We start from the raw sequence: 21,324 nt of genomic DNA, 5'->3' as shown, positions 1-21,324 counted from the left end.
CAGGAATATTATGAGTCTTAATTACCTGGATTTCGAACAGCCAATCGCAGAACTTGAAGCGAAGATTGATTCGCTCAAATCGGTTGGCCGTCAGGATGAAAAACTGGATATTAATCTGGATGAAGAAGTTCAGCGTCTGCGTGAGAAAAGCGTAGAGCTGACCCGTAAGATCTTCTCCGATTTGGGCGCATGGCAGATCGCGAAATTAGCGCGTCACCCTTTGCGTCCTTACACGCTGGACTATGTCCGCAACGTGTTTACTGACTTTGACGAGCTGGCAGGCGATCGCGCCTATGCGGATGATAAAGCCATTGTTGGCGGCATCGCTCGTCTGGATGGTCGCCCGGTGATGATCATTGGTCATCAGAAAGGCCGCGAAACCAAAGAGAAGATCCGTCGTAACTTCGGTATGCCGGCACCAGAAGGCTACCGTAAAGCACTGCGTCTGATGGAGATGGCCGAGCGCTTCAAAATGCCGATCATCACCTTTATCGACACCCCGGGTGCGTATCCGGGTGTTGGCGCAGAAGAGCGCGGTCAGTCCGAAGCCATCGCACGCAACCTGCGTGAGATGTCCGGTCTGAAAGTGCCGGTCATCTGTACCGTTATCGGTGAGGGTGGTTCCGGTGGCGCGCTGGCTATCGGCGTTGGCGACAAAGTAAACATGCTGCAGTACAGCACCTATTCGGTGATTTCACCGGAAGGCTGTGCCTCAATTCTGTGGAAAAGCGCTGATAAAGCGCCGCTGGCCGCAGAAGCGATGGGCATTATTGCTTCGCGTCTGAAAGAACTGAAGCTGATCGACACGGTGATCCCAGAGCCATTAGGCGGAGCGCATCGCGAGCCGCTGGTGATTGGTGCCACACTGAAAGCTCAGCTGCTGGCCGACCTGGCCGATCTGGACGTGCTGAGTACTGAAGAACTGCTGGACCGTCGTTACCAGCGTTTGATGAACTACGGCTACGCCTGACAGTTCATGATCCACTCACAACGTCATGTTGTGGGTGGTTCATTCCCCAATTTTTTCCCTTCTGCCCGCCATCTTCGCTATGCTTACCCCTGCTGCACAATACCAGGAGGTACGCATTGAATATCATCGCGATCATGGGACCGCATAACGCATTCTATAAAGATGAACCCATCCGTGAGCTGGACGGGGCGCTCAACGCCCAGGGATTCCAGACTATCTACCCGAAAGATGCGAACGACCTGCTCAAGCTGATTGAACACAATCCCCGGATCTGCGGCGTCATCTTTGACTGGGATGAATACAGCCAGGATCTGTGCAGCGAAATCCAGCTGCTGAACGAATACCTTCCGCTTTACGCCTTTATCAACACCCACTCCAGCATGGACGTCAGCATCAACGAGATGCGCATGGCGATGTGGTTCTTTGAATACGGCCTCGGCGTTTCCGAAGAGATTGCCCAGCGTATCCGCCAGTACACCAATGAATACATCGATACGATTACGCCACCGCTGACCAAGGCGCTGTTCAACTATGTGAAAGAGGGCAAATACACCTTCTGCACGCCTGGGCATATGGCCGGCACCGCCTTCCAGAAGAGTCCGGTCGGTACGCTGTTTTATGATTTCTTTGGTGCCAACACGCTGAAGGCCGATATCTCCATTTCGGTGACTGAGCTGGGATCGCTGCTGGACCACACCGGTCCGCATCTGGAAGCGGAAGAGTATGTCGCCCGCACCTTTGGTGCTGAACAGAGCTACATGGTGACCAATGGCACCTCGACCTCAAATAAGATCGTCGGCATGTATGCTGCCGCGGCAGGGAGCACGGTATTAATCGACCGTAACTGCCACAAATCGCTGACTCACCTGCTGATGATGAGCGATATCATTCCCCTCTGGCTGAAGCCAACCCGAAATGCGCTCGGCATTCTGGGCGGTATTCCCAAACGCGAATTCACCAAAGAGAGTATTGCGCTGAAAGTGGCGCAGACTGAACGCGCCACCTGGCCGGTGCATGCGGTGATCACCAACTCAACCTATGACGGGCTGCTGTATAACACCCAGTACATCAAAGAGACGCTGGACGTGCCGTCGATCCACTTTGATTCTGCCTGGGTGCCTTACACCAATTTCCATCCGATCTATCAAGGGCTGAGCGGGATGAGCGGCGATCGTACGCCGGGGAAAGTGATCTACGAGACGCAGTCGACGCATAAGCTGCTGGCGGCGTTTTCTCAGGCTTCACTGATCCACATTAAAGGCGATTACGACGAAGAAACCTTTAATGAAGCCTATATGATGCACACCACCACCTCGCCAAACTATTCGATCGTCGCGTCCATCGAGACGGCGGCGGCAATGCTGCGTGGCAATCCGGGTAAACGGCTGATTAACCGTTCTGTTGAGCGTGCGCTGCACTTCCGCCGGGAAGTCCAGCGACTGCGCGAAGAGTCAGAAGGCTGGTTCTTCGATATCTGGCAGCCGGAAGGGGTTGATGAACCAGAATGCTGGCCAATCCAGCCAGGCGAAGAGGACTGGCACGGCTTCAAAGAGGCGGATGCGGATCATATGTACCTCGATCCGATCAAAGTCACCATCCTGACGCCGGGGATGAGCGAACTGGGCGTGATGGCGGAGGAAGGGATCCCGGCGGCGCTGGTGGCTAAATTCCTCGATGAGCGCGGCGTAGTGGTCGAAAAAACCGGGCCCTATAATCTGCTGTTCCTGTTCAGTATTGGCATCGACAAGACCAAAGCGATGAGCGTGCTACGTGGCCTGACCGAGTTTAAACGTGCTTACGATCTGAATCTGCGGGTCAAAAACATGCTGCCGGATCTCTACGCGGAGGATCCTGATTTCTACCGCAATATGCGCATTCAGGATCTGGCGCAGGGGATCCACCGGCTGATCCGCGAACACGATCTGCCACGGTTGATGCTGCAAGCCTTCGCCACCTTGCCAGAAATGAAAATGACGCCGCATCAGATGTTCCAGCAGCAGGTGAAGGGCAATGTTGAGACGGTCGATATTTCGCAGATGGTTGGGCGCGTTTCGGCCAATATGATCCTGCCTTATCCGCCGGGCGTTCCCGTGGTGATGCCGGGTGAAATGATCACCGAGCAAAGCCGTGCGGTGCTCGACTTCCTGCTGATGCTCTGCACCATCGGCAAACATTACCCGGGATTCGAAACGGACATTCACGGCGCGAAGCTGACGGAGGAAGGGCAGTATCTGGTGCGGGTATTAAAAAACCCGGTCGATTAATTCCAGATTAGTGCCATTGTCGGTCGTTGAAGGCCTGCGTACAGTAAGGGATAGAAGCCATTATTAAGGAGTTATTATGTTAGGTATTAAGCAGGTGCACCATATCGCCATTATTGCCAGCCGGTATCAGGTCAGTAAGGACTTTTATTGCGACATTCTGGGGTTTACCTTAATCGGCGAAGTGTACCGCGAAGCACGCGACTCCTGGAAAGGGGATCTGGCGCTCAACGGTCAGTACACCATTGAACTGTTCTCTTTCCCTTTCCCGCCTTCGCGGCCTACTCAACCTGAATCCTGTGGCCTGCGCCATCTGGCCTTCAGCGTTGACGATATTGATGCCGCCAAAGCGCATCTGGAATCAAAGGGCGTAATTTGCGAAGACATCCGTATCGATCCGATCACCGATAAGCGCTTTACCTTCTTCAACGATCCGGATGGTTTGCCGCTGGAGCTGTATCAGGCGTAATATAGCGCCATTCAAACCCGGCCAGCTCTGGCCGGGTTACCACTTCCCGTAACGGAATGCTCATGGCACTGCATGCACTTGCTCAGCACCTCGCCGGACACCAGCATCTGCTGGTGGGCTTCAGCGGTGGGCTGGATTCAACGGTTCTGCTGCATCAGCTGGTTACCCTGCGTGCACAGCGGGACGATCTGCACCTGCGGGCTATCCATATTCATCATGGTTTGAATCCGCTGGCCGATGACTGGGTGGAGCATTGTCAGCAGCTGTGCCAGCGATGGCAGGTTGAGCTGGCGGTGGTGTACGTCACGCTGGATAGCCGTGAAAAAGGGGTGGAAGCGGCGGCCAGAGATGCGCGCTATCAGGCGTTTGCTGAGCATCTTCGACCTGCCGAATGCCTGCTCACCGCCCAGCATCTGGACGATCAGTGCGAAACCTTCCTGTTGGCGTTAAAGCGCGGCAGCGGACCCGCCGGGCTGGCAGGCATGCCGGTTCAGTCGCTGTTGGGCACGCATACCCTGCTTCGTCCTCTGCTCTTACAAACCCGGGGGCAGCTCGAAGCCTGGGCAGCGGAGCATGCGTTAAGCTGGATTGAGGATGACAGCAATCAGGACACCCGTTTTGACCGTAACTTTCTGCGGCAGAAGGTGATCCCCGAGCTGACGTCCCGCTGGCCCCATTTTGCTCAGTCAGTTGCCCGCAGCGCGACGCTTTGTGGTGAGCAGGAGCAACTGCTGGATGAGCTGCTGGCTGAATCATTGGGCACGCTGGTGGATGAGGCGGGTGGTCTGGCATGGGCACCGTTGCTGGCCATGAGCGACGTCAGGCGGGCGGCGCTGCTGCGTCGCTGGATTGCCTCACAGGGCGGACTGATGCCGTCGAAAGCGTCGCTGCAGCGGCTGTGGCAGGAAGTGGCGTGTAGCCGTGAAGATGCCGAACCGCGTTTGCGGCTGGGTCGGTTTGACGTCAGGCGATATCGCGATCGGCTTTACTGGCTGGCGCTGACCGAGCCGGTCACCGATGTGATCCTCCGCTGGCCTGCAGGCGATGCATCCCTCCGCTTGCCCGACGGTCTGGGACACCTGCTGCGCGATGATGCCGGCATAAAGATTCGGCCACCTTTGCCGGAGGAGATCGTCAGCGTACGTTTTCAGGCGCAGGGGAAATTCCATCTCACCGATCGGGCCGGCAGCCGCGCGCTGAAAAAAATCTGGCAGGAAAAGGGCATTCCCCCCTGGCAACGCGATCGCACGCCACTGCTGTTTTATGGCGAGACGCTGATTGCAGCGGTTGGGGTGTTTGTCACGCGGGAAGGTAAGCCTGATGAAGACGTTTACGGGCAGGTGAGCTGGATAAAACAGACGTGATACTGAGGAGCATGGGCGGGAGCAACCCCGCCCGGCGGTTTAATCAGATTCGCTGACCACTACAGTGCCCAAATCGGGATGACTGAAGCTGGAAATGTGATCCAGTCTCAGCTCGCGGACTTCACCAGAAAGATCGATAGCCAGATATTCCACATTCTTTCGTGACACCATATCTGTGGCTTTCGCCTTCAGCTTTTCACCATCTTTCATTTCCAGCGCCAGCGTCCAGCTGTTCTGGCAGGCGAGTTCAAGGTTGTCGTAATCGTCGCAGTTTATCGGTTTGTAGGCTTCATTCGTCAACATAATCGCTCACCAATAAGTTTGCAGCAGCAAAAGCTGCCTGTTCCCTGATGGAAGAGTGTAGCTCAGTATTTGCCGCTACCTCGTCAAGTGCTTTCAGTACGCAACCTAATGCGTCTGGCACGTATCCCAGATCGCCGCTGCCTATCTGGGCATACTTGCGGCGAACTAATTCACAATACTTTTGCATTTGCACCTCACTCAGAGTTTTCTCTGGCTATTTCACGACTATAACACAGGCTTTTGCGTGAAATCAGCCCACCGGCGAGTGATTTGCTGTGTCAACGGGTTACAATAGCAGCCAATAACGATAAGGAACCCCATGGCACTTAAAGCGACCATTTATAAAGCAACGGTCAACGTTGCGGATATGGACAGAAATGTTTTTATCGACAGCAACCTCACGCTGGCTCGTCATCCTTCGGAAACCGAAGAGCGTTTGATGCTGCGGCTGCTTGCCTGGCTGGTGAACGCGCACGAACGTCTGGTCTTTACCCGCGGCTTGAGCGCGGAAGATGAGCCAGAAATCTGGCTGATGAACGACCACAACGGCATTGAGCTGTGGGTTGATTTGGGCCTGCCGGAAGAGAGAAGGGTGAAAAGAGCCTGTAATCGTTCTGCCAGCGTGGTGTTGTATACCTATAACGGACGTGCAGCACAGATCTGGTGGCAACAAAACCAGAGCAAACTGGCACAGCAGGATAATCTGACCATTCGTTTTATCGACGATGAGCAGCTGAGTGCGTTGATCAAACTGGCATCACGCTCGATGACGCTGCAGGCAACGATTCAGGACGGCACGATCTGGCTTTCTGACGACCAAAACCACCTGGAGCTGCGCTTCACTGACTGGTTGGTTAACGGCAAACGCGCATGATTATTCTGTCACGCAACGTCACCATCCCTGACAGTGAGCTGGAACTAACGGCGATCAGGGCTCAGGGAAACGGCGGACAAAACGTCAATAAGAGTTCGACGGCGATCCATCTGCGTTTTGATATCCGTGCCTCAAGCCTGCCTGAGTTTTATAAGGAGCGACTGATGGCGGTCAGCCACCATCTGATTACCCCGGAAGGCGTAGTGATCATCAAGGCGCAGGAATACCGCAGCCAGGAAATGAACCGCGAAGCGGCGCTGAAGCGACTGGAGAATTTGATTCAGGAGCTGACGGTGGTCGAAAAGACCCGGCGAGCGACGCGGCCTACGCTGGCATCGAAGAAACGCCGGCTGGAAGGCAAGTCGCGTAAGGCGACCACCAAATCGCTGCGTGGAAAAATGCGTGGAGCAGAATAAGCCTGGTTTTGAACGCGCGTTGTACAAGGCAACGATGTGGCAGGAATTAAGGTGAAACGCATTGCGGGCCGGATAAGGGATTATCCGGCCCGCGGTCTTACTAGCCGTTGATCTCGCTGACCAGGAAATCAAGGATTTCGCCGGTTTTGATCATCCGCTTCTCGCCTTCACGGCGGGATTTGTACTCAACTTCTTCGCTATCGAGGTTACGGTCGCCAATCACGATCGTATGTGGCACACCAATCAGCTCCATATCCGCAAACATCACGCCAGGACGCTCTTTACGGTCGTCCAGAATCACGTCAATGCCTTTCGCGCGTAACTGAGCATACAGCTCTTCTGCCAGCTCTTTCACCCGGAAGGATTTGTGCATGTTCATTGGCAGGATGGCGACCTGGAAAGGTGCCAGCGCTGCAGGCCAGATAATGCCGCGTTCATCGTGGTTCTGCTCAATGGACGCCGCCACAATACGGGTAATACCAATACCGTAGCAGCCCATGGTCAGGATCTGATTACGTCCATCTTCACCCTGCACGGATGCCTTCATCGCTTCGGAGTACTTGGTTCCCAGCTGGAAGATATGGCCCACTTCAATGCCGCGTTTGATCTGCAGCGTGCCTTTCCCGTCCGGGCTGGCATCGCCTTCCACCACGTTGCGGATGTCTTCCACCCGTGGCAGTGGCAGATCGCGCTGCCAGTTGATGCCGGTAAAGTGCTTGCCATCAACGTTGGCACCGGCAGAGAAGTCACTCATCGCCGCGACCGTGCGGTCAATGATGATTGGCATGTTCAGACCAACAGGACCCAGTGAACCCGGTCCGGCACCAACCAGCGCACGGATCTCTTCTTCGGTGGCGAAAGTCAGCGGCGCGTCAATGATATCCAGCTTCTCGGCTTTGATTTCGTTCAGCGCGTGGTCGCCACGAACCAGCAGAGCAACCAGCGTATGGCCACTCTCTTTGGTCGCTTTCACCATCAGCGTTTTCACGGTTTTCTCGACCGGCAGGTTGAACTGCTCAACCAGCTCGGCGATGGTTTTCGCGTTTGGCGTGTCGATTTCCTGCATCGCCTGTTTAGCATCAGCACGCCCGCCCGCTGGCGCCACGGCTTCGGCAAACTCAATGTTGGCCGCATAGTCAGATTCGGTCGAGAAGATCACATCATCTTCACCGCTCTGCGCCAGCACCTGGAATTCATGCGAAGCGCTGCCGCCGATAGAACCGGTGTCCGCCTGCACGGCACGGAAGTCCAGACCCATACGCTTGAAGCTCTGGCTGTAGGCGCGGTACATATCATCGTAGGTGGCCTGCAACGATTCCTGTGACGCGTGGAAAGAGTAAGCATCTTTCATGATGAACTCACGGGAGCGCATCACGCCAAAACGTGGGCGAACTTCGTCACGGAATTTGGTCTGGATCTGGAACACGTTCAGCGGCAGCTGCTTGTAAGAGCTCAGCTCGTTACGGATCAGATCGGTGACCACTTCTTCATGCGTTGGACCGAGAACGAACGGACGATCGCCACGATCGACAAAGCGCAGCAGCTCAGGACCATATTGCTCCCAGCGTCCACTCTCCTGCCATAAATCAGCGGGCTGAACGACCGGCATGGAGATCTCAATCGCACCGGCGTTGTTCATCTCTTCACGCACGATGTTTTCAACTTTTTTCAGTACGCGCAGACCGGTTGGCAGCCAGGTGTATAAACCTGAGGCCAGTTTGCGGATCATCCCGGCACGCAGCATCAGCTGGTGGCTGATCACTTCGGCGTCGGCTGGCGTCTCCTTTAAGGTGGAGAGCAGATATTGAGTAGTACGCATGAGTTACGATTCCATTAAGCGGAAAGCTATTCGAAGTAAGCAGAGCCAAAAAAATTCTGGCGGCTAGTGTACCAGCGTGGCCGATGACTCAAAAGATGCAGGGGAATAAATTAACGAGGATCGAGCGCAATCACCACGGTTCCCGCTGCGTTTACGCACCAGCGAACGTTGAAATCCAGCAGCCAGGCCGCGTATTCACGTTCGGGCTCTTCACCTTTACGGTAAGCCGGACGCGGATCCTGTGCCAGAACCTGCTGAATAAAGCGTTCCAGATGAGGATACTGCGCGCGGTGCAAAGCAAGCTGTTGCTGCGCCAGCGGCGAAAAGGTCACTGGCATGGCGGCTTCAGGGGCCATTTGCGCAAATCCGGCCTGGGCATCAGGAATCGACTCGGCAAAAGGAAGGTAGGGCTTGATATCGACGACAGGCGTGCCATCAACCAGATCCAGACTGCCCAGTTCGAGAATCACCTGGCCTTTATCGGTACGAATGCCTTTTAACTCAACCAGCGACATGCCGATAGGATTGGGCCGGAAGGTGGAACGGGTCGCAAAGACTCCCATACGCGCATTCCCGCCAAGCCGGGGAGGGCGAACCGTCGGTCGCCAGCCGCCTTCCATCGTCTGGTGAAAGACAAACAGCAGCCACAGATGGCTGAAGGCTTCCAGGCCGCGCACGGCTTCGGGCTGATTATAAGGCGCGTGCAGATGAAGTTCTCCGCCGCCATCCTCAATCAGGCCGGGCTGGCGGGGAACGGCAAACTTCTCCTTCCAGGGGGAATGAACCGTTGCGATTTGCTGGAAGGAAAATGCACTCATTGATTGGAGACTTTCAACGCTGAACCCTGGCAAACGGCCTGGCGGTAGCAGCCTGGTGCATTGCTGACGATTTCACACTGATGGACCAGCACCGCATTGGCTTTCATCGCAGAAGCACGGATCTGCATTCTTTTGCGCGCGGTGTTGAGGTTCGGTGGCGAGCTTTGCATCGTTGCCTGACAATCATCGCCATAAACTTCACCAAGATCGCGGAATGGTTTACTCACCAGGTCGCTGGCATTGGTATAGAGTTTTACCGGCGCGGGCCGCGTTTGCGGTTTGCTGCGTTCAGGCTGAGTCTGCGTAGTCTGCTTAAAGGGTTCGACGGGCTTATAAGGTTTATGCATCAACGAACACCCTGTCAGCGAAAGGGCTAACAAACAGAGCGGTAAAACACGCATGGGATTATCCTCAGGTTCGGTAAAAGTGGCGTTATTGAAACAAGCCTTCAGGGAAATAACAAGCGCTTAAAAAGGCAAAAAGCGGGCAAAAGCCCGCTTTGTACTGAGTCACGCTGGATCGGCGGCGATCTCCGCCACCGCCCGGCTTACCAGCCTTTAACTGCACCACCATTGAAAATCTTGTTAGCCGCAGCGCTCACTTCGTCAGACTGGTAAGCCTGAACGAATTTCTTCACGTTTTCTGCGTCTTTATTATCTTCACGCGCCACAATCATGTTCACGTAAGGAGAGTCTTTATCTTCTACGAAGATGCCGTCTTTTTCCGGGGTCAGGTTGATCTGGCTGGCGTAAGTGGTGTTAATCACCGCCAGCGCGATCTGCTGATCGTCCAGTGAACGTGGCAGCTGTGGAGCTTCCAGTTCAACCAGTTTGATGTTCTTAGGATTCTCAACCACATCCAGAGAGGTTGGCAGCAAGCCGGTGCCTTCTTTTAGTTTGATCAGGCCCACTTTCTGCAGCAGCAGCAGTGAACGGCCCAGGTTGGTTGGATCGTTAGGGATAGCAACCTGCGCACCGTTCTGCAGCTCATCCAGAGATTTGATCTTCTTGGAGTAGCCCGCGATTGGGTAAACGAAGGTATTGCCAACCGGCGTCAGCTTGTAACCACGATCCTTGATCTGCTGATCCAGGTAAGGTTTGTGCTGGAAGGCGTTAACATCAATGTCGCCTTTGCTCAGCGCTTCGTTCGGCAGCACGTAATCGTTAAAGGTCACCAGCTCAACATCCAGGCCGTATTTATCTTTCGCGACCTGCTTGGCCACTTCGGCAACCTGCTGTTCTGCGCCAACAATCACGCCGACCTTAATGTGGTTTGGATCTTTCGCTTTCTGATCGCAACCAACCAGCGCCAATGTACCAATCAGCGCGCCCACAGCGGCAAATGTTTTAAAGTTAAAAGACATATCCCTTCCTTAATCTAAGAACAGTTGGTTATTTATGGGTGACTACACGTGCAATGCGGTCGCCACAGAACTGAATCAAATACACAAGAACAACTAACAACACTAATACCGTGTTCATCACCGTAGCGTTATAGCCGATATAACCGTACTGAATACCAATCTGGCCCAGACCGCCGGCGCCAACGGCACCGCCCATTGCGGAATAGCCAACCAGAGTAATCAGCGTAATGGTAGCGGCATTAATTAAGCCGGGCAGTGCTTCAGGTAGCAGAACTTTCTTCACGATCTGGAACGGCGTGGCGCCCATCGCGCGGGAAGCCTCGATCAAGCCGGTAGGCAGTTCCAGCAGCGTGTTCTCAACCATACGGGCAATAAAGGGTGCCGCGCCAATCGTCAGTGGCACAATCGCCGCCTGCAGGCCAATAGAGGTGCCGACAATCATTCGGGTGAACGGGATCATCCAAACCAGCAGGATAATGAAGGGTATCGCACGGAAGATATTCACCAGCGCTGACAGTGAGCGATACAGTGAACGGCTTTCAATAATCTGACCTGGGCGAGTGACATATAAAAGAACGCCAAGCGGCAGGCCAATAACAAAACCGAAGAAGCCAGAGACAAACGTCATGACCAGCGTCTCCCAGACGCCCCGGCAAAGAAGCATAATCATCGCTTCAGACATAACCTAATACCTCTACCTTTACATGATGCTCTTTCAGGAACGTAATAGCCGCCTGAGTATCGGCTTCGGTGCCATGCATTTCGGTCAGCATGATGCCAAACTTCACACCACCGGCGTAATCCATCTGGGCACTGATAATATTGTTATTCACGTTGAAGCGGCGGGCCGACTCGGAAAGCAGTGGCGCATCGACAGACTGACCGGTGAATTCCAGGCGTAATAAAGGCACGCTCTCAGGAGTGTTGTCTGCGGACAGACGGGCGCTGTAGTCTTCCGGGATATCCAGATGCAGCGTCGACTGGATAAATTGCTGTGCCAGCGGCGTCTTCGGATGAGAGAACACTTCACTTACCGTGTCCTGCTCAATCAGTTCACCGTTACTGATCACCGCAACCTGATCGCAGATGCGCTTCACGACATCCATCTCATGGGTGATCAGCAAAATGGTGATCCCCAGACGGCGGTTAATGTCCTTCAACAATTCGAGGATTGAACGCGTGGTTGCCGGGTCCAGTGCGCTGGTGGCTTCATCACACAACAGAACCTTCGGATCGGTGGCCAGCGCACGGGCAATCGCCACGCGCTGCTTCTGCCCGCCAGACAGGTTAGCCGGCCAGGAATCGTGTTTGTCCGCCAGGCCAACCAGCTCCAGCAGCTCTTTTACGCGGGCGTTGATTTCGCTGCGGGAAAGCTTGCCTAACTCCAGCGGCAGGGCAACGTTCCCTGCAACGGTACGGGAGTTCATCAGGTTGAAGTGCTGGAAGATCATGCCAATCTGGCGACGGGCCTGGGTCAGCTGAGTTTCAGAAAGGCCGGTAAGGTCCTGACCGTCGACCAGCACAGTGCCGGACGTTGGGCGTTCAAGCAGATTCACGCAGCGGATCAGGGTACTTTTCCCTGCGCCCGATGCGCCAATAACGCCATAAATTTGTCCGGCCGGCACGTGCAGGCTGACATCAGACAGCGCTGTAATGGTGCGTGTGCCCTGCTGGAACACTTTGGTGATAGAGTTAAGTTTTATCATTTTATTATCGTAGTGCAGTTATCCGTGGCGTGTATTGAGTGCATCGCCCTTGGGCGAAATGCGAGTGGATGTTAAGGCATCCAGACGTCTAAATCAATCAAAGTCATTCAATCTGCCATTCTCACCGTTAGCGCAATCATGCGATACTCTACGGCAACTTTAGTAGCAGGAGTTTCTACGTGACAGACAAAGTCCCCGCCATATTTCTCGATCGTGATGGCACGATGAATGAGGATCATGGCTACGTCCATGAGATCGACAACTTTCAGTTTATAGACGGTGCCATTGAGGCCATGCAGGAACTGAAGAAGATGGGTTACGCGTTGGTAATGGTGACGAACCAGTCCGGTATTGCGCGCGGCATCTTTTCCGAAGACACCTTTATGCAGCTCACTGAATGGATGGACTGGTCGCTCGCCGATCGTGACGTTGACCTGGATGGCATCTATTTCTGCCCGCATCATCCGGAAGGTGTAATAGAAGAGTATCGCCAGCAGTGTGATTGCCGTAAGCCAGAACCCGGCATGCTGTTATCCGCGCAGAAAGAACTGAACATCGATATGGCCGCTTCTTATATGGTTGGCGACAAAATTGATGACATGCTGGCAGGTAAAGCCGCCGGTGTAGGAATAAAGGTATTAGTTCGTAGCGGCAAGCCGATTACCGAAGAGGGTGAAAAAGCAGCTGACTGGGTGATTAATAGCCTTGCAGACCTGCCTGCACGCATCAAACAGGGCTAAAAAGCAGCGTTCTGAGTGAAGTTTCATCGAACGGTAAAAAAGTTCAGATTTACGCTTGCCTTCCCGCGGCGTATCCCTATAATGCGCCTCCATCGAACGGCAACGAGCAAACGCTCAGTGTGCTGAAAGATGAAGAGAAAAATCCTGTTTTAAGGGGTTGACTCTGAAAGAGGAAAGCGTAATATACGCCACCTCGCAGTAAGGCGCTAAGGCACTTACCGCAACGCTCTTTAACAATTTATCAGACAATCTGTGTGGGCACTCGCAGGATTGATATCAGCGCCGCAAGGCGCAAAAAAATATCAAGCCTTAAGAGTGAACACATAATGAAATTCATTATGACGTTTTACACTTGAGCATCGCTGAACTTGTTTCAGCAAATCGAACTTTTAATTGAAGAGTTTGATCATGGCTCAGATTGAACGCTGGCGGCAGGCCTAACACATGCAAGTCGAACGGTAGCACAGAGAGCTTGCTCTCGGGTGACGAGTGGCGGACGGGTGAGTAATGTCTGGGAAACTGCCTGATGGAGGGGGATAACTACTGGAAACGGTAGCTAATACCGCATAACGTCTTCGGACCAAAGTGGGGGACCTTCGGGCCTCACACCATCGGATGTGCCCAGATGGGATTAGCTAGTAGGTGGGGTAATGGCTCACCTAGGCGACGATCCCTAGCTGGTCTGAGAGGATGACCAGCCACACTGGAACTGAGACACGGTCCAGACTCCTACGGGAGGCAGCAGTGGGGAATATTGCACAATGGGCGCAAGCCTGATGCAGCCATGCCGCGTGTATGAAGAAGGCCTTCGGGTTGTAAAGTACTTTCAGCGGGGAGGAAGGCGGTAAGGTTAATAACCTTATCGATTGACGTTACCCGCAGAAGAAGCACCGGCTAACTCCGTGCCAGCAGCCGCGGTAATACGGAGGGTGCAAGCGTTAATCGGAATTACTGGGCGTAAAGCGCACGCAGGCGGTCTGTCAAGTCAGATGTGAAATCCCCGGGCTTAACCTGGGAACTGCATTTGAAACTGGCAGGCTAGAGTCTTGTAGAGGGGGGTAGAATTCCAGGTGTAGCGGTGAAATGCGTAGAGATCTGGAGGAATACCGGTGGCGAAGGCGGCCCCCTGGACAAAGACTGACGCTCAGGTGCGAAAGCGTGGGGAGCAAACAGGATTAGATACCCTGGTAGTCCACGCCGTAAACGATGTCGACTTGGAGGTTGTGCCCTTGAGGCGTGGCTTCCGGAGCTAACGCGTTAAGTCGACCGCCTGGGGAGTACGGCCGCAAGGTTAAAACTCAAATGAATTGACGGGGGCCCGCACAAGCGGTGGAGCATGTGGTTTAATTCGATGCAACGCGAAGAACCTTACCTGGCCTTGACATCCACGGAATTCGGCAGAGATGCCTTAGTGCCTTCGGGAACCGTGAGACAGGTGCTGCATGGCTGTCGTCAGCTCGTGTTGTGAAATGTTGGGTTAAGTCCCGCAACGAGCGCAACCCTTATCCTTTGTTGCCAGCGAGTAATGTCGGGAACTCAAAGGAGACTGCCGGTGACAAACCGGAGGAAGGTGGGGATGACGTCAAGTCATCATGGCCCTTACGGCCAGGGCTACACACGTGCTACAATGGCGCATACAAAGAGAAGCGAACTCGCGAGAGCAAGCGGACCTCACAAAGTGCGTCGTAGTCCGGATCGGAGTCTGCAACTCGACTCCGTGAAGTCGGAATCGCTAGTAATCGTAGATCAGAATGCTACGGTGAATACGTTCCCGGGCCTTGTACACACCGCCCGTCACACCATGGGAGTGGGTTGCAAAAGAAGTAGGTAGCTTAACCTTCGGGAGGGCGCTTACCACTTTGTGATTCATGACTGGGGTGAAGTCGTAACAAGGTAACCGTAGGGGAACCTGCGGTTGGATCACCTCCTTACCTGAAGATACTCTCCCGCGTAGTGTCCACAACAGATTGTCTGATAGAAAAGTAACGAGCAGAAAAAACCTCTACAGGCTTGTAGCTCAGGTGGTTAGAGCGCACCCCTGATAAGGGTGAGGTCGGTGGTTCAAGTCCACTCAGGCCTACCAAATTTTCACTCATGCTGCGTTATGCGCGCGGTCGTTTACCTCAGGTAAACTTCCCTTCCGCATGCCTTGCCTGAGCAAAAATTACATTTCTCCCAAAGAGTTATGTCCTCAACGTCCTCTTCGAAAGAAAAGAACGTAAGTGGTAGTAGATGGTCTCTGCAGTAACTGTATGGGGCTATAGCTCAGCTGGGAGAGCGCCTGCCTTGCACGCAGGAGGTCAGCGGTTCGATCCCGCTTAGCTCCACCATGCAGTTTTCTGACAATACTTCAGAGCGTACCGGCAACGGTGTGCTGCGAAGTATTATGCTCTTTAACAATCCGGAACAAGCTGAAAATTGAAACGACATGTCGTTTTCATTCTCCGTAATAAGAATGAAATCAACGATATGTTCGAGTCTCTCAAATGCTTACAACAGCAATGTGTCTTTCGGGACGCTTGTGGGTTGTGAGGTTAAGTGACTAAGCGTACACGGTGGATGCCTAGGCAGTCAGAGGCGATGAAGGGCGTGCTAATCTGCGATAAGCGTCGGTAAGGTGATATGAACCGCAATAACCGACGATACCCGAATGGGGAAACCCGGTGCACTTTGGTGCATCATTGCAACATGAATACATAGTGTTGCAAGGCGAACCTGGGGAACTGAAACATCTAAGTACCCAGAGGAAAAGAAATCAACCGAGATTCCCCCAGTAGCGGCGAGCGAACGGGGAACAGCCCAGAACCTGAATCAGTTTGTGCATTAGTGGAAGCGTCTGGAAAGTCGCAGGGTACAGGGTGATACTCCCGTACACAAAAATGCACTTGCTGTGAGTTCGATGAGTAGGGCGGGACACGTGACATCCTGTCTGAATATGGGGGGACCATCCTCCAAGGCTAAATACTCCTGACTGACCGATAGTGAACCAGTACCGTGAGGGAAAGGCGAAAAGAACCCCGGCGAGGGGAGTGAAACAGAACCTGAAACCGTGTACGTACAAGCAGTGGGAGCACCTTCGTGGTGTGACTGCGTACCTTTTGTATAATGGGTCAGCGACTTATATTCTGTAGCAAGGTTAACCGTATAGGGGAGCCGAAGGGAAACCGAGTCTTAACTGGGCGTTAAGTTGCAGGGTATAGACCCGAAACCCGGTGATCTAGCCATGGGCAGGTTGAAGGTTGGGTAACACTAACTGGAGGACCGAACCGACTAATGTTGAAAAATTAGCGGATGACTTGTGGCTGGGGGTGAAAGGCCAATCAAACCGGGAGATAGCTGGTTCTCCCCGAAAGCTATTTAGGTAGCGCCTCGTGAACTCATCTTCGGGGGTAGAGCACTGTTTCGGCTAGGGGGCCATCCCGGCTTACCAACCCGATGCAAACTGCGAATACCGAAGAATGTTATCACGGGAGACACACGGCGGGTGCTAACGTCCGTCGTGAAGAGGGAAACAACCCAGACCGCCAGCTAAGGTCCCAAAGTCATGGTTAAGTGGGAAACGATGTGGGAAGGCACAGACAGCCAGGATGTTGGCTTAGAAGCAGCCATCATTTAAAGAAAGCGTAATAGCTCACTGGTCGAGTCGGCCTGCGCGGAAGATGTAACGGGGCTAAACCATGCACCGAAGCTGCGGCAGCGACGCTTATGCGTTGTTGGGTAGGGGAGCGTTCTGTAAGCCGTCGAAGGTGGACTGTGAGGTCTGCTGGAGGTATCAGAAGTGCGAATGCTGACATAAGTAACGATAAAGCGGGTGAAAAGCCCGCTCGCCGGAAGACCAAGGGTTCCTGTCCAACGTTAATCGGGGCAGGGTGAGTCGACCCCTAAGGCGAGGCCGAAAGGCGTAGTCGATGGGAAACAGGTTAATATTCCTGTACTCGGTGTTACTGCGAAGGGGGGACGGAGAAGGCTATGTTAGCCGGGCGACGGTTGTCCCGGTTTAAGCATGTAGGCGGAGAGTTTAGGTAAATCCGGACTCTTTTTAACGCTGAGGTGTGATGACGAGGCACTACGGTGCTGAAGTAACAAATGCCCTGCTTCCAGGAAAAGCCTCTAAGCATCAGGTAACACGGAATCGTACCCCAAACCGACACAGGTGGTCAGGTAGAGAATACCAAGGCGCTTGAGAGAACTCGGGTGAAGGAACTAGGCAAAATGGTGCCGTAACTTCGGGAGAAGGCACGCTGGCGCGTAGGTGAAGGGACTTGCTCCCGGAGCTGAAGCCAGTCGAAGATACCAGCTGGCTGCAACTGTTTATTAAAAACACAGCACTGTGCAAACACGAAAGTGGACGTATACGGTGTGACGCCTGCCCGGTGCCGGAAGGTTAATTGATGGGGTTATCCGCAAGGAGAAGCTCTTGATCGAAGCCCCGGTAAACGGCGGCCGTAACTATAACGGTCCTAAGGTAGCGAAATTCCTTGTCGGGTAAGTTCCGACCTGCACGAATGGCGTAATGATGGCCAGGCTGTCTCCACCCGAGACTCAGTGAAATTGAACTCGCTGTGAAGATGCAGTGTACCCGCGGCAAGACGGAAAGACCCCGTGAACCTTTACTATAGCTTGACACTGAATATTGAACCTTGATGTGTAGGATAGGTGGGAGGCTTTGAAGCGTGGACGCCAGTCTGCGTGGAGCCAACCTTGAAATACCACCCTTTAACGTTTGATGTTCTAACCTGGCGCCGTGATCCGGCGTGGGGACAGTGTCTGGTGGGTAGTTTGACTGGGGCGGTCTCCTCCTAAAGAGTAACGGAGGAGCACGAAGGTTAGCTAATCACGGTCGGACATCGTGAGGTTAGTGCAATGGCATAAGCTAGCTTGACTGCGAGAGTGACGGCTCGAGCAGGTGCGAAAGCAGGTCATAGTGATCCGGTGGTTCTGAATGGAAGGGCCATCGCTCAACGGATAAAAGGTACTCCGGGGATAACAGGCTGATACCGCCCAAGAGTTCATATCGACGGCGGTGTTTGGCACCTCGATGTCGGCTCATCACATCCTGGGGCTGAAGTAGGTCCCAAGGGTACGGCTGTTCGCCGTTTAAAGTGGTACGCGAGCTGGGTTTAGAACGTCGTGAGACAGTTCGGTCCCTATCTGCCGTGGGCGCTGGAAGATTGAGAGGGGTTGCTCCTAGTACGAGAGGACCGGAGTGAACGCACCACTGGTGTTCGGGTTGTCATGCCAATGGCATTGCCCGGTAGCTAAGTGCGGAAAAGATAAGCGCTGAAAGCATCTAAGCGCGAAACTTGCCTCGAGATGAATCTTCCCTGGGCCTTTAAGGCCCCTGAAGGGACGTTGAAGACTACGACGTTGATAGGCCGGGTGTGTAAGCGCAGCGATGCGTTGAGCTAACCGGTACTAATGACCCGTGAGGCTTAACCTTACAACACCAGAAGCGTTCTGGTGGGTGTCTGAGAGACACGAACAGATATTTTCAGCTTGAACCGGATAAAGAATTATCTGTTCTGCGGACCCCGGTCCGTGGGATTTTGCTTTGTGGCAAGGCGGCAAGCGCCGTGAAGGAAGGAGCATACTGAAGTATGTGACTGAGTTTACAAGCGCGGCCAACGCGGCCACGGAGCGAAATACACAGGACAGAGCACAAGAATTTGCCTGGCGGCTTTAGCGCGGTGGTCCCACCTGACCCCATGCCGAACTCAGAAGTGAAACGCCGTAGCGCCGATGGTAGTGTGGGGTCTCCCCATGCGAGAGTAGGGAACTGCCAGGCATCAATTTAGACCAATAAGCGTGAGTAACCCGCTTGTTGCAAGAAATAAGCGTGCTGATATGGCTCAGTTGGTAGAGCGCACCCTTGGTAAGGGTGAGGTCCCCAGTTCGACTCTGGGTATCAGCACCAGTAATTAACCGATAACTCGGTAACAGATTTGCCTGGCGGCTTTAGCGCGGTGGTCCCACCTGACCCCATGCCGAACTCAGAAGTGAAACGCCGTAGCGCCGATGGTAGTGTGGGGTCTCCCCATGCGAGAGTAGGGAACTGCCAGGCATCAATTCAGACCATTTATGGTCATGACCTTTCCAGTGACACGGAAAGGGCGAAACACCTGATATCAGAAGCAACATTCTGAATTCAGTACAGAATCGGTGGAGCGGTAGTTCAGTTGGTTAGAATACCTGCCTGTCACGCAGGGGGTCGCGGGTTCGAGCCCCGTCCGTTCCGCCACTTAAACATGAAGCCCTGAGTCATAAGACTCAGGGCTTTTTTGTGTCTGTTATTTGGCTATTGTTGCTCACAAAGCAAAAGTGTTGTGATTGTTAGCGGCTTTTTCGTCAATAATTCCTCTGTCATACTCCTCGCAACTTAACCAATAACAGTAACAACAGAGGATTTATGACACTTCCAGCATTCGGTTTGGGCACATTTCGCCTGCAAGATGACGTGGTAATCGCATCAGTGAAAAACGCACTGGATCTCGGCTATCGCGTCATTGATACCGCCCAGATTTATGGTAATGAAGCTGCAGTAGGGCAGGCGATCGCAGAAAGCGGTGTGGCGCGCGACCAGCTGTTTATCACTACCAAGATTTGGGTAGAAAACCTCAGTGCCGACGCCTTGATCCCCAGCCTGAAAGAGAGCCTGAGCAAGTTACGCACGGATTACGTCGATCTGACCTTGATTCACTGGCCATCGCCAGGTGCCGCGGTAAGGGTCGCGGAAACCATGAAGGCGCTGGTTGCGGCGAGAGAAGCCGGTCTGACCCGCCAGATTGGTATCTCCAATTTCACCACAGAGCTGATGCAGCAGGCGATTGATGCGGTCGGGGTTGAGCAGATTGCTACCAACCAAATCGAACTCCATCCTTTCCTGCAGAACCGCAAGGTGGTGGATTTTGCCCGTGAGAAGGGGATCCACATCACCTCCTATATGACGCTGGCGTATGGTAAAGCCTTGCAGGAACCGGTGATTATTGAGATTGCCGCTAAGCATCAGGCGACAGCCGCTCAGGTAGTGCTGGCATGGGCTATGCAGGAAGGGTATGCGGTGATCCCTTCCTCCACTCAACGTGCGAATCTGCAAAGCAACATGGCAGCAAGGGATCTGAAGCTGGATACTGAGGATCGGGCGAAGATCGCCAAACTGGATCGTGCTGAACGTCTGGTCAGCCCTGAAGGTCTGGCACCTGACTGGGATTAATCTTTCACTCTGGCTTTAAGGCGCTTCCCGTGTCCCTGGAAGCGCTGCTTTCACCCACTCATCGAGAAAATCGATAAACGAGCGGATGCGTGTACTCACCGCTCGATCGCTGTAGTACACCGCGTTAAACGGCATTTCGATGGGCAGGATCTTATCAGCCAGTAATTCCACCAGGGTTCCCTCTCTGATCTCACGGTCAATCATATAGTCTGACAGGCAGGCAATACCGTTACCACTTAAGCAGAGCTGCTTGATGGTTTCGCCGCTATTAGAGGTGGGATCCGCCGTGATGTCGTAAAGCTGCCCGTCGGCTTTTGCTATCGGCCAGCGGTTCAGACTCAGAGGTTCGACAAATCCCATGCAGACATGCCCGGCGAGATCCTGACAAGAGTGCGGGATACCGTGCTGCTGCAGGTAGTCAGGACTGGCAACAATTTTACGGTAGCTGGTAAAAAGAGGGCGAGCCCGCAGGCTGGAGTCAGTCAGGTTACCTGCCCGGATGGCGATATCTACCTTCCGCTCAATCAAATTAATAAAGGTCTCAGAAGACACCAGCGAAAGCTTAACTTCCGGATAGCGCTCCCGATAAGGCTTGATCATCGGCATCAGCAGATGCAGCACAACCGGCGTGGCCGCATCAATCCGCAACAGTCCTTGCGGTATCTGTCGGCTTTCCATCAGCTCGTTTTCAGCCGCAGCCATCTCCTGTAGCACCGACTGGACCCGGCGAAAATAGACGTCGCCTTCCTGAGTGAGATTGACCTGTCTTGTGGTTCGGGTCAGTAACTCCACACCCAGCTTGGTTTCCAGCTTTTTGACAGCCCGACTGACGGCAGAGTTAGCCATCTCCAGCTGCTCTGCTGCCCGGCTAAAACTGCCGCTCTCGACCACTGCGACAAAAATTGCCAGTTCTTCTGAATTGGCCTTCATTATTGCTCCTTGAGCAAAATTCTGTTGAGACTTTGAATTATTTTGTTATTTAATCATGTGCCGATCCCGAGCGCTATGGAA

At 53.7% G+C, this 21,324-nt stretch carries 17 protein-coding genes, 4 tRNA genes and 4 rRNA genes; 16 read left to right on the top strand and 9 right to left on the bottom strand.

The genetic code is table 11. From position 1 onward, the window contains the following. Positions 1-10: 10 nt before the first annotated feature. The 4 genes from accA to tilS all read left to right on the top strand — a co-directional run bounded on the left by accA (position 11) and on the right by tilS (position 5,064). On the top strand, positions 11-970 hold the full coding sequence (gene accA / locus AC0IXH_RS13240; RefSeq protein ID WP_013200860.1) for an acetyl-CoA carboxylase carboxyl transferase subunit alpha: 960 nt from the start codon (positions 11-13) through the stop codon (positions 968-970). A 116-nt stretch (positions 971-1,086) separates the two neighbouring features. Next, positions 1,087-3,234: a lysine decarboxylase LdcC gene (locus tag AC0IXH_RS13235; RefSeq protein ID WP_471720556.1), complete on the top strand. Its 2,148-nt coding sequence runs from the start codon at positions 1,087-1,089 to the stop codon at positions 3,232-3,234. Between the two features lie 76 nt (positions 3,235-3,310). Beyond that, on the top strand, positions 3,311-3,700 hold the full coding sequence (locus AC0IXH_RS13230) for a VOC family protein (RefSeq protein WP_013200862.1): 390 nt from the start codon (positions 3,311-3,313) through the stop codon (positions 3,698-3,700). 62 nt (positions 3,701-3,762) lie between these two features. Continuing rightward, positions 3,763-5,064 (top strand): tRNA lysidine(34) synthetase TilS, encoded by a 1,302-nt coding sequence (gene tilS / locus AC0IXH_RS13225; protein WP_471720555.1) that lies wholly within the window; start codon positions 3,763-3,765, stop codon positions 5,062-5,064. Between the two features lie 39 nt (positions 5,065-5,103). On the opposite strand, the gene rof is transcribed toward tilS, so the two are convergent. Continuing rightward, a complete protein-coding gene (rof, locus tag AC0IXH_RS13220) occupies positions 5,104-5,367 on the bottom strand; it encodes a Rho-binding antiterminator (RefSeq protein ID WP_013200864.1) in 264 nt (87 codons plus the stop codon). Then, the gene (locus AC0IXH_RS13215) at positions 5,354-5,554 is read right to left on the bottom strand and encodes a YaeP family protein (protein ID WP_071822098.1); all 201 of its coding nucleotides are present in this window, start codon (positions 5,552-5,554) and stop codon (positions 5,354-5,356) included. The genes rof and AC0IXH_RS13215 overlap by 14 nt, the downstream gene beginning before the upstream one ends. Positions 5,555-5,686: 132 nt before the next feature. On the opposite strand from AC0IXH_RS13215, the gene AC0IXH_RS13210 reads away from it, so the two are divergent. Both AC0IXH_RS13210 and arfB read left to right on the top strand, forming a co-directional pair. Further along, positions 5,687-6,241, top strand: coding sequence for a YaeQ family protein (locus tag AC0IXH_RS13210; RefSeq protein ID WP_013200865.1), 555 nt, complete (start codon positions 5,687-5,689; stop codon positions 6,239-6,241). Then, a complete protein-coding gene (gene arfB, locus AC0IXH_RS13205) occupies positions 6,238-6,657 on the top strand; it encodes an alternative ribosome rescue aminoacyl-tRNA hydrolase ArfB (RefSeq protein WP_105760833.1) in 420 nt (139 codons plus the stop codon). Before AC0IXH_RS13210 ends, arfB begins: the two co-directional genes overlap by 4 nt. A gap of 100 nt (positions 6,658-6,757) precedes the next feature. Here the strand turns inward: arfB and proS are convergent, their stop codons facing one another. From proS to metN, 6 genes are all read right to left on the bottom strand, one after another. Continuing rightward, on the bottom strand, positions 6,758-8,476 hold the full coding sequence (gene proS, locus AC0IXH_RS13200; RefSeq protein WP_471720554.1) for a proline--tRNA ligase: 1,719 nt from the start codon (positions 8,474-8,476) through the stop codon (positions 6,758-6,760). Between the two features lie 110 nt (positions 8,477-8,586). Further along, on the bottom strand, positions 8,587-9,294 hold the full coding sequence (gene tsaA / locus AC0IXH_RS13195; protein ID WP_013200868.1) for a tRNA (N6-threonylcarbamoyladenosine(37)-N6)-methyltransferase TrmO: 708 nt from the start codon (positions 9,292-9,294) through the stop codon (positions 8,587-8,589). Then, positions 9,291-9,695 (bottom strand): Rcs stress response system protein RcsF, encoded by a 405-nt coding sequence (rcsF, locus tag AC0IXH_RS13190; RefSeq protein WP_013200869.1) that lies wholly within the window; start codon positions 9,693-9,695, stop codon positions 9,291-9,293. Before rcsF ends, tsaA begins: the two co-directional genes overlap by 4 nt. 146 nt (positions 9,696-9,841) lie before the next feature. Then, a complete protein-coding gene (locus AC0IXH_RS13185) occupies positions 9,842-10,657 on the bottom strand; it encodes a MetQ/NlpA family lipoprotein (protein WP_013200870.1) in 816 nt (271 codons plus the stop codon). 28 nt (positions 10,658-10,685) lie between these two features. Further along, complete coding sequence (locus AC0IXH_RS13180) at positions 10,686-11,339, bottom strand: methionine ABC transporter permease MetI (RefSeq protein WP_013200871.1); 654 nt, start codon at positions 11,337-11,339, stop codon at positions 10,686-10,688. After that, positions 11,332-12,363 carry a methionine ABC transporter ATP-binding protein MetN gene (gene metN / locus AC0IXH_RS13175; RefSeq protein ID WP_471720553.1) on the bottom strand — a complete coding sequence of 344 codons (1,032 nt, stop codon included), beginning with the start codon at positions 12,361-12,363 and terminating at the stop codon, positions 11,332-11,334. The genes AC0IXH_RS13180 and metN overlap by 8 nt, the downstream gene beginning before the upstream one ends. Before the next feature lie 179 nt (positions 12,364-12,542). Between metN and gmhB the strand changes: the two genes are divergently transcribed. The 10 genes from gmhB (at position 12,543) to dkgB (ending at position 20,313) form a co-directional block, all read left to right on the top strand. Continuing rightward, on the top strand, positions 12,543-13,103 hold the full coding sequence (gmhB, locus tag AC0IXH_RS13170; RefSeq protein WP_013200873.1) for a D-glycero-beta-D-manno-heptose 1,7-bisphosphate 7-phosphatase: 561 nt from the start codon (positions 12,543-12,545) through the stop codon (positions 13,101-13,103). 390 nt (positions 13,104-13,493) lie between these two features. Continuing rightward, positions 13,494-15,034: ribosomal RNA gene (locus AC0IXH_RS13165) — 16S ribosomal RNA — on the top strand. Between the two features lie 75 nt (positions 15,035-15,109). Beyond that, positions 15,110-15,186: transfer RNA gene (locus tag AC0IXH_RS13160), tRNA-Ile, on the top strand. A gap of 171 nt (positions 15,187-15,357) precedes the next feature. After that, a tRNA-Ala gene (locus AC0IXH_RS13155) sits at positions 15,358-15,433 on the top strand. Positions 15,434-15,635: 202 nt separating this feature from the next. Continuing rightward, a 23S ribosomal RNA gene (locus AC0IXH_RS13150) occupies positions 15,636-18,543 on the top strand. A 229-nt stretch (positions 18,544-18,772) separates the two neighbouring features. Beyond that, positions 18,773-18,888, top strand: a 5S ribosomal RNA gene (gene rrf, locus AC0IXH_RS13145). A gap of 53 nt (positions 18,889-18,941) precedes the next feature. After that, positions 18,942-19,017: transfer RNA gene (locus AC0IXH_RS13140), tRNA-Thr, on the top strand. A 31-nt stretch (positions 19,018-19,048) separates the two neighbouring features. Further along, positions 19,049-19,164 (top strand): 5S ribosomal RNA (gene rrf / locus AC0IXH_RS13135). The 16S, 23S and 5S rRNA genes sit together here with 4 tRNA genes alongside, the layout of an rRNA operon. Positions 19,165-19,264: 100 nt before the next feature. Beyond that, positions 19,265-19,341 (top strand) — tRNA-Asp (locus AC0IXH_RS13130). Between the two features lie 168 nt (positions 19,342-19,509). Next, positions 19,510-20,313, top strand: coding sequence for a 2,5-didehydrogluconate reductase DkgB (gene dkgB / locus AC0IXH_RS13125; RefSeq protein ID WP_471720552.1), 804 nt, complete (start codon positions 19,510-19,512; stop codon positions 20,311-20,313). A 15-nt stretch (positions 20,314-20,328) separates the two neighbouring features. Here dkgB and yafC read toward each other — a convergent pair whose 3' ends face one another. Next, the gene (gene yafC, locus AC0IXH_RS13120; RefSeq protein ID WP_471720551.1) at positions 20,329-21,243 is read right to left on the bottom strand and encodes a DNA-binding transcriptional regulator YafC; all 915 of its coding nucleotides are present in this window, start codon (positions 21,241-21,243) and stop codon (positions 20,329-20,331) included. Between the last annotated feature and the right edge of the window lie 81 nt (positions 21,244-21,324).

It is taken from the genome of Erwinia sp. AC075 (assembly GCF_979253995.1).
The sequence above is the reverse complement of the archived record's forward strand: the minus strand, read 5'-3'. Positions and strand labels throughout refer to the sequence as shown.